Origin of the sequence: Kluyvera sp. (assembly GCF_047971185.1) — a bacterium.
Classification (GTDB): Bacteria; Pseudomonadota; Gammaproteobacteria; order Enterobacterales; family Enterobacteriaceae; genus Kluyvera.
On the sequence record NZ_JBKDZH010000124.1, the window covers coordinates 23425 to 31974 of the forward strand.

The following is an 8550-nucleotide window of genomic DNA, read 5'->3' on the forward strand; positions in this document are numbered from 1 at the left end:
CAGGGTTAAAATCCCGGTAGATGGCAAAAGTGACCTACACTGTTGCAAAAATAGAACGATGGAGCGGGTATGCAGGATCTCAATGATTTCGCGTGGTTTGTCCGTGTGGTTGAACACGGTGGTTTTGCGGCGGCGGGGCGCGCGCTGGATATCCCAAAATCAAAGCTGAGTCGTCGCATTGCCCAACTGGAAGAGCAGCTTGGGGTGCGGTTGATTCACCGGACGACCCGGCAATTTTCGGTGACCGAAGTGGGGCAGACGTTTTACCAGCACTGCAAGGCGATGCTGATTGAGGCGGAGGCGGCGCAGGAGGCGATTGCGGCGCTACAGGCAGAACCCCGCGGCAGCGTCAGGTTGACCTGTCCGGTTACCCTGCTGCATGTCCATGTGGGGCCGATGCTGGCGCGTTTTATGCTGCGTTATCCCGGTGTACAAATTCAGCTGGAAGCGACCAATCGACGGGTCGATTTGATTGCGGAAGGGGTTGATGTGGCCATTCGCGTGCGCCCAAGGCCCTTCGACGACAGTGATTTAGTGATGCGCGTGCTGGCCGATCGCGGTCATTGTCTGGTGGCTAGCCCGTCGCTGGTGGCGGCGTCAGGAAAGCCCCGCTCGCCGGACGAACTCAGCCGCTGGCCTGGGCTGAGCATCGCGGCGGGGAAGCATATTCATAAATGGCTGCTTGATGGGCCGGAAGGGGCCAAAGCGGAGGTGCATTTCACGCCGCGTTTGATCACCGGCGATATGCTGGCGCTGCGTGAAGCCGCCGTCGCGGGGGTGGGCGTCGTGCAACTGCCGATTCTGATGGCGCGGGAACAGCTGGCAAACGGTTCACTGGTGCAGGTGCTCGACGAGTGGGAACCCAAACGCGAGGTGATCCATGCGGTATTTCCCTCACGCCGGGGATTGTTGCCCGCCGTGCGAGCGCTGGTGGATTTTCTCAGTGAAGAGTACGCCCAGATGATTGAGGAATGATGAGGATTAAGGGGTTATCGATTCATCAGACTCATGGGTGATGGAAAATCAGTGAATAACCCTGCTCGTGCCAGTGTTGTAATAGCTCTTGTTGCCGGCGGGTAGGGGTGATACCGGTCCAGACGATCAGCTGTTGCCCTGGGAACAGTTCGGGGCGCGGAGACTCCTGGGGTTCGGCAAGCACGGCAATGTGCCAGCCCTGCTGAGATAGCCGCCAGGCTTCCAGCCACAGGCGCGTGCGGTCTTCGGTGTCCCAGCCGCAAAGCAGGGCGTCTTTACCCGTTTTTTTGCGCGATTCGGCGAGGCAGGAGGAGACAAACTCAATCAGCACGCCGTCAAGCAGGCTGCACATAATGCGCGCGGTGTTGTGATCGAGGCTGATGCGCTGGCGCACCGGGACAAAAACGTGGTCGATCAGAGCGTCTGAGCTGTACTCACGGCTAAGCGCCCTGATTTTCGCCCGCAGTTTGGCGGGGTGGGCAAAACGAAGCGCCGCCATCATCTCTTCCTGCAGCGTAATCCAGTCGTCGTGCGCCGTGACCTTGCTTTCTTCAAGCAAGGCTTTCACTTTCCCCACCGGTACGCCGCTTTTAATCCAGCGTTTTATCTCTTCGATACGCTGGATGTCTTCTTCATCAAACTGGCGATGCCCACCTTCGCTTCGCTGGGGCTTCAATAACCCATAGCGGCGTTGCCAGGCACGCAGGGTGACGGGGTTGATACCACATCGCTCGGCAACATCGCCTATGCTGTAAAATCCCATTCAGCCCCTCATCGTTAGACCTACACATGCCGCGTAAAATGACGCGTCGGTACTATTTGTACAATTTATAATTTATTGTACAGCAGCTTTTAAATCAAGCGTAACGAGAAAACCCTGAAAGTGGTCTGGAGGAGGCGTGTGGAAGCTATCTTTTTGATATGTTAATAAAAAAAGGTAGGTTAATCCTGCCGTCGGGCGGCGGCAGGACAAAACATGCGCTTACAATTCAGTTTTCTTCTCTGGCCAGGCTACAGCGGGGATGCCGTGAAAACAGGGCGATGCAAACAAATGCCCCTGGAATTCAGTGATGCCAGCGGATTCCAGCCACATCCACTCTTCCGCCTTCTCCACGCCAACGGCAGAAACGGCAATTTCAAGCGAAGTACAACATTTGATAATCGCATGAATGATGGCCTGACGTGGCCCGCTTTTGTGGACGTCCTGAATAAGATCGCGGTTGATTTTGATGCGGTCGGGCTGAAATTGCGCAAGCAGCTGTAGGCCGGCGAATCCCGCACCAAAGTGATCGATGGCGACGCTTATCCCGGCTCCTTTTAACGAACGAACCGCGCCGCAGAAGGCGTCGAACTGGTAAATGGCTTCACTTTCCGTAAATTCCACCACGATCTGCTCAGGCACGAGATGATTCTCGGCGATTGATTGCAGCAATATATCGACCGCATCCGGCACCTTAACCAGCGTCATCGGCAAGATATTGACCGACAGCGTGCAATTACCGAGATCCAGCGCGGCAGCGAGCGCAAAGGCTGTCTTTTTACTGTGCAAATCTGCGTGATAGATCTCATCGCCACTCAGCGGGGCGAAGTAGGCTTTCGGCGAATCGCCTGCGGTGGTACGCAGCAGCGCTTCAAGCGAGATTATTTCGCGGGCGAGTGGATCGATAATCGGCTGAAAGGCAAAGCTGCAGCTCGCCTCGGGGCTAAGCTCCGCAGGGGAAAGGCGACGGGTGTGTTCAGTCGCGATAAAATCCCAGCTATCGGCAGAGGGGATTTCGAAGTAATTCTCTTTTTCGACGGCTTCTACGAAGGTGCGGAAAAACTGCAGCGCACGGTCGCGATAGGTGAGTTGATAGCGCGTGGTCCCTTTATCGAGAACCGCTTGTAATACCTCGTGCCTGCCATGATCGCGAAGATCGAAAAGCTCCATTCCGGTCTTACCAAATCGCCGCGAAGGCCCGTAATCACACAGTAGTTCCACCACGTTATAGTGACGATTATCAGCGCAGATGGCTTGATAAATCGCCTTTACGTTCTCCTCAGGGCCTTCAAGTAGCTGAAAGAAATGGGTGCCGTTAAATAGAAGGATACCCGTTACGTCAGCATGATTATTTTTGATATTCGCGTCGGCGACCATACTTTCGAGCGCTTTTACCGGCACGTCATCACGAAGATGGCTGCGGTAGATGATGGTTGTGAGCATGATTTTCCGAAGTAGGGGGGACACGTGCTCTAACCCTAACAGATTACAGGGTGGCTAACACATTAAATTAACATTATTTTTACCACTTCTGATTTGCTTATCGCCCTGCTGATATCAGGAGAATAGATGGCCGATATGAAGGTGGAAATATGTGTACAGGGATACGCTTTTAAATGTACGAATTAATCATTTAAGTTGTTGATAATAAATAATTAGCACTTTTTGTTAAATACGAATCATTCTCTTGTACAGATTTTGTGTACAATTTTTTGTGTCGTTTAATCACAGTCTGTTTATCTTTTACTTACTCGTACAGGAGAAACACATGCAGCAAAATGGTTACATTTTTGATACAGCTGGCGCCATTGCACAGTACTTCAATAAGGCCAGCTTGCCGACGCAGCAGGAAACGCTGGGTCAGATTGTGGTGGAGATACTGCACGATGGACGCAACCTTAACCGTAAGGCCCTGTGTACGAAACTACTCAGCCGTCTGGAGAAAGCCTCCTGTGAGAAGGAGAAAGGCCACTACAATGCACTGATCGGCCTGCTTTTCGAACGCTGACCGGCTTTTGATACCAGAACCCAACGCATAGCGCCTTTGTGGCTCTGGAAAAATAGATACGGAGTGAGCGTAGTGATGAATAGAAGTGACATTGAGAAACTGACTGACGAACTTATCGGCCAGGCCGTGCTGTTACTGCTTAAACGGAAGGCGCCGGTAAACTCAATGGCTCTACTTACCGAACTTCGTTCTCTGCTGGCGATTGAAACCGATGCGCGTCGACGCGATGCTTTTACAACTGCCATTGCTGATATCGAGGCAGTGGTAATGGTTAAAGCCAAAGACCAGAAACAGCAAATAAAACCTGGACAGACGGAAACGGTCCGATCGTTGTCGGGTGAAAGCCGAAACCCAGGAAAGGGAAAGGTTCACTAAAACCCTATTTTTAATGATGGTGAAAAAAATGAACACAGCAATGATTCAACAACCTGACATTTACAGCGCTCTGCTCGATCATTCTCTGTCAGAACATTTCCGTCATGCTGGTGAGGTACTCGCTGAAGAAGCGATCGTGTTAGGTTCAGCTATCCGCCATATTCTAGTGAGAGGGGAGTCGATAAATAATAAGAATATCATCCTGGCACTGGTGCAGCGCCTTGAGGTGACCACTGACGTCGTGCATGCCGATGTGATTAGAAATACGCTGGAGATTGTTGTCGGCCATACCATCGACGATATCTGAATATAAGCAATATCTGATGATGGTTTATTGCTAAAACGGTAGGTCAATTGTTATTTAACGACCTTTTCTCTGTTTCGCCTGCACTGGAAAAGAAATCATGCGTAGCGACGACTATGTACGGACAGAGCATGCCGATTTCTGGCTTTCGGATAATTATCTCAGGTGGGGGCTGGAGAGTCTTTTTACCCAGAACTCACTGGCGAAAGATTCAATTCACTACGTGTTTTTAACCGAACAAAGATACAGTGAAGTTCGTCAGCAAAATTATAATCTGAGTAATACAAGAATTATCTTACTGACAGATGGTTCGCGTTTTCAGTTTCTGAATGATATGGCTATTTATCAGTTCCCAATCAAGTCGAGTATTGAGGAACTGCAGCAGTTTATTATTTCAATTTCCAGTCAGAAAGAACCACTGCGGCATTATAAAGCCCCCGTTTCGTTAAACCAGCGTGAACGCTTATTAATTGATCTGATTAAGCAAGGGAAACGTATGGCTGATATGGGGGAACTGTTGAATCTGCATATAAAGACGGTGTATCAAACTCGCCAGTCACTGATGAAAAAAATGGGCTGCAGCGGCGCGGCGGATTTGATGCACAAGCTGCACAGTGACATCTTTAAAAGCTGGCTGGCAGAGAGCCATCAACTGCATTGATTTTGCGGTTGCCAGCGTCGCAGCCTGGTCGGGGGGAGGGGCATCCCCCCGCAGGCGTGCAATATGCGAAAAAAAGCCCGTACTTGCGTACGAGCTCTTCTTAAAATATGGCGGTGAGGGGGGATTGACTCGCTTTGCTCGCCCCTTTGGGGCAGCCCACTCACTGCGTTCGCGGTCTGTCCAACTGGCTGCTCCGTTACTCGGCCCATCCATGGGCCTCGCCCCTACGGGGCCAGCGCATGCGCTGTTCAAAATTGCTCCCGGCAATTTTGTGTCGAACCCCGGTCGGGGGTTCTCATCACCCCCGCAGGCGTGCAACATGCGAAAAAAAAAGCCCGTACGTGCGTACGAGCTCTTTCTCGAATATGGCGGTGAGGGGGACCGCTAAATATGAATACAAAGATGTTCAACCTAATCCTGTAACCTAATAAAATTAAGCGTTTTTTCTTATTGCCTGTCCGATTAAAACCAATATAACCCTGACGAAACACACTACAGATGGCATACTGAATGGCATACCAGAAATGTGCAAGAATTTTTCATGGCATACTGGATGGCATACCGAAAACAGCAGGATTTTCCCTTTTATGGCATTACTTACTGACACTAAAGCCAGGCACATTAAACCTGATGACAGGCCGTTACCTCATGGCGGAATTACGGGACTTACGCTTCATCCTTCATCAGTAAAGGGGAGGGGAAAGTGGGTTTTACGCTATGTAAGTCCTGTTACTCAAAAAAGGCGAAATGCCGGACTGGGGACTTATCCCGAAATCGGTATCGCGGAAGCAGCACGTATGGCGCAGGCCATGCGCGAACAACTGGCGACTGGTGATGATCCGCTTGAGTTGAAAAAAGCCGAAGCTGAGAAGGTTATTATTCCGACATTTGAAGCAGCATCGCGTCAGGTTCACGCTGAACTCTCGCCGGGATGGAAAAACCAGAAACACATAAAGCAGTGGCTATCAACACTGGAGCAGTATGCGTTTCCGTCATTAGGAACTAAACCACTCGACCGTATCACGCCTGCTGATGTGGCAGAAACATTGCGCCCTGTGTGGCTCACGCTGGCAGAAACAGCCAGTCGCGTAAAACAGCCAGTCGCGTAAAACAGCGAATCCATGCGGTGATGCAATGGGGATGGGCTCACGGGCACTGTGTTGCCAATCCTGTTGATGTTGTTGACCATTTACTGCCGGTACAGGCGGGTATTAATGTACGAACTGAGCACCAACCGGCGATGCCCTGGAGAAATGTACCGCTTTACGTGGCGACGAAAGTCTACAGTGATGAGCGCTATAACGTGACCCGTGCGTTGCTGTTGATTGTGATCCTTACTGGTGCGAGGTCAGGAGAAGCTCGTGGTATGTGCTGGCGGGAAGTTGATTTGGACAAGCGAATATGGATTGTTCCACCGGAAAGAATGAAGGCGGGGATTCAGCATCGTGTTCCATTATCTTTGCAGGCTGTCGCTGTGCTTGAAAAAATGCAGGGTTTGCATGATGAACTGGTCTTCCCCTCACCGCGAAAACAGATCGTATTGTCTGATATGGTGATGACCACTTTCCTGCGTAAAACAGGGGCTGTCAGCGATACGCCCGGACGACTCGCAACCGCTCATGGATTTCGTTCCAGTTTCAGGGACTGGTGCAGTGAGCAGGGGATATCGCGGGATGTAGCCGAACGGGCACTGGCGCATACGCTGAAAAACAAAGTAGAGGCTGCGTACCATCGTACTGATTTACTGGAGCAACGTGTTCCGGTGATGCAGGCATGGGCTGATTACGTGTTTTCAGCGGTGAAATAAACTTGCTCTGCGCCTTTCGGGGCGCTTTTCTTTTTTTGACTTTACTGTTTATCCGCATTTGACTGGTACAGAACTACGGGTATTACCGGTTCACCATAACCTCCATGAAAACCCTACTAAGGTTATATTAACAGGTAGGTTCATGAATGCGTTGTAGTTATTCTCCCTCTTCAAACTTCAGAGCCATGTCGTAATAGCTGTTGTCATTTAGATACCAGGGGATCATGCATGGCTGATTCATTAAAAGACCACAATAATATCGAACTTTAGAGTAACTATCTTTTCTTATCACTTTATGCCGCAAATACAAATTTCTTGCTGATATACTAAAGCCATATGCTCCAAACTTTGAACTCGTGTTTTTTGATATTGTATTTTCATCATTCATCTCGTAATAAATCGCTAACCTTGGCTCTTCCCAACGGCTGACCTCAATATCAAATGCTCCCAGCGTCCCCAGCCAGCTTCCTTGCGTGCCACCAAACATTCGTTTATGAAAGTAAAATCGGCTCATGTGTTTAAGGAGTCGTTCGGCATTTGTTGCCGAAAGACGGTCTTTACATTTAAAAGATGCAGAAGAATTTGGCTGTGCCTCAAGCAACCAGATATCAACAAGTCGTTTGTAGTAATCGGCAATATTCTTTCGTTCTGTATGAGGCATTCGAGAGTCAAGAGTAGGGAGGGTAATTGCACTATTCTGCTGGAGAGAAATCATTACCGCGATTGATCTCTGCAGCATCTTAAACTCAAACAGCAAGCCTGCACGGATAAACAGTAGCGATAATTCCGCACCAGACTCCTTCACGATTTTGTCAAAGTTAAATGAGTATTTTTTGCATGAAATAATTTTGCGATTTACCAGTTCGCGATAAAAACCGAGAGGCGCATCAGGGTATTCCAGCGCAAAGCAACATTCAGTAAGTCGGTATCTGATTAGATACGGCATGGTTGATAATGCCAGCGCCTTATCATTCATCAACTCTTCCGTAGCCCCAACAAGGAATTCACTGTCCACACCATTCTCGCTAGCAAGCTTGCTAAGTACGACAATACTAAAATTTCGGGCGTATTCAGCAAACTGCTCATGCATCACCCTGTTATAAGGCGTGCCGCCAGTATCAGACTCTTTATGCTGCTCAGCCATATTAGAAAAATAGTTGCTGTCAACAGACAGGTAAATTTCAAGAGCAGCCAGCAGATAGTGCTGGGTTATCTCAGCCTGTTTTCCGGTTATCCCTGTTTTCTGAAGCAGACCGTTGATTCTGCCAAGTATGCGCGGATACCACTCTGCAGCGGGGTCTGCGTAGATGACACTCATTACAACCTGACTGAAGTGAAGGTTGTCGATGGCATCAAATGCTGCTTTCTGCAAGGGGGTTGTTGCTGGCATAAGTTAGTGTCAAAAAAAGTAAGTGATAACTGCCAATTTTAGACACTATTCGACCTCATTACAATCCATCGCATACCAGCCAGTCGGCTCAGGTGGCGAATAACGGAGTGTCGTTATTCAGAAGATAACTTAAATTTTTATAGTTCAATGAGGTAGAAAAATGATCCCCCATACCCCGACCGTGAAGATTCTTCGTATGCGTGCACTTACAGCCAAACTCGGCATCGCCCGTTCAACCATTTATGACTGGCTCAATCCGAAGTCACCACG

9 protein-coding genes and 1 pseudogene are annotated in these 8550 nt (G+C 49.6%); 7 read left to right on the top strand and 3 right to left on the bottom strand.

What is annotated here, in order from left to right; genetic code table 11:
- Positions 1-69 precede the first annotated feature (69 nt).
- Positions 70-975 carry a LysR family transcriptional regulator gene (locus tag ACK5JN_RS23610; RefSeq protein WP_416872368.1) on the top strand — a complete coding sequence of 302 codons (906 nt, stop codon included), beginning with the start codon at positions 70-72 and terminating at the stop codon, positions 973-975.
- 31 nt (positions 976-1006) lie between these two features.
- Here ACK5JN_RS23610 and ACK5JN_RS23615 read toward each other — a convergent pair whose 3' ends face one another.
- A complete protein-coding gene (locus ACK5JN_RS23615) occupies positions 1007-1738 on the bottom strand; it encodes a MerR family transcriptional regulator (RefSeq protein WP_416872369.1) in 732 nt (243 codons plus the stop codon).
- Positions 1739-1957: 219 nt separating this feature from the next.
- Entirely contained in the window at positions 1958-3178 is a 1221-nt protein-coding gene (locus tag ACK5JN_RS23620) for a diguanylate phosphodiesterase (protein WP_416872370.1), read from the bottom strand.
- Between the two features lie 325 nt (positions 3179-3503).
- On the opposite strand from ACK5JN_RS23620, the gene ycgZ reads away from it, so the two are divergent.
- The 5 genes and pseudogenes from ycgZ to ACK5JN_RS23645 all read left to right on the top strand — a co-directional run bounded on the left by ycgZ (position 3504) and on the right by ACK5JN_RS23645 (position 6890).
- A complete protein-coding gene (gene ycgZ / locus ACK5JN_RS23625) occupies positions 3504-3743 on the top strand; it encodes a regulatory protein YcgZ (protein WP_416872371.1) in 240 nt (79 codons plus the stop codon).
- A 75-nt stretch (positions 3744-3818) separates the two neighbouring features.
- Positions 3819-4118 carry a hypothetical protein gene (locus ACK5JN_RS23630; RefSeq protein ID WP_416872372.1) on the top strand — a complete coding sequence of 100 codons (300 nt, stop codon included), beginning with the start codon at positions 3819-3821 and terminating at the stop codon, positions 4116-4118.
- Positions 4119-4158: 40 nt separating this feature from the next.
- Positions 4159-4425, top strand: a complete 267-nt coding sequence (locus ACK5JN_RS23635; RefSeq protein WP_416872375.1) for a biofilm development regulator YmgB/AriR family protein — start codon at positions 4159-4161, stop codon at positions 4423-4425.
- A 97-nt stretch (positions 4426-4522) separates the two neighbouring features.
- The gene (locus ACK5JN_RS23640) at positions 4523-5083 is read left to right on the top strand and encodes a hypothetical protein (protein ID WP_416872373.1); all 561 of its coding nucleotides are present in this window, start codon (positions 4523-4525) and stop codon (positions 5081-5083) included.
- A 587-nt stretch (positions 5084-5670) separates the two neighbouring features.
- Positions 5671-6890 (top strand): annotated as a pseudogene (locus ACK5JN_RS23645) (tyrosine-type recombinase/integrase).
- A gap of 157 nt (positions 6891-7047) precedes the next feature.
- Here the strand turns inward: ACK5JN_RS23645 and ACK5JN_RS23650 are convergent.
- Positions 7048-8280, bottom strand: a complete 1233-nt coding sequence (locus tag ACK5JN_RS23650; RefSeq protein ID WP_416872374.1) for a hypothetical protein — start codon at positions 8278-8280, stop codon at positions 7048-7050.
- A 160-nt stretch (positions 8281-8440) separates the two neighbouring features.
- Here ACK5JN_RS23650 and ACK5JN_RS23655 point away from each other — a divergent pair.
- Positions 8441-8550: AlpA family phage regulatory protein (locus ACK5JN_RS23655; RefSeq protein ID WP_416872376.1), on the top strand; the 110-nt coding region annotated here is incomplete at its 3' end.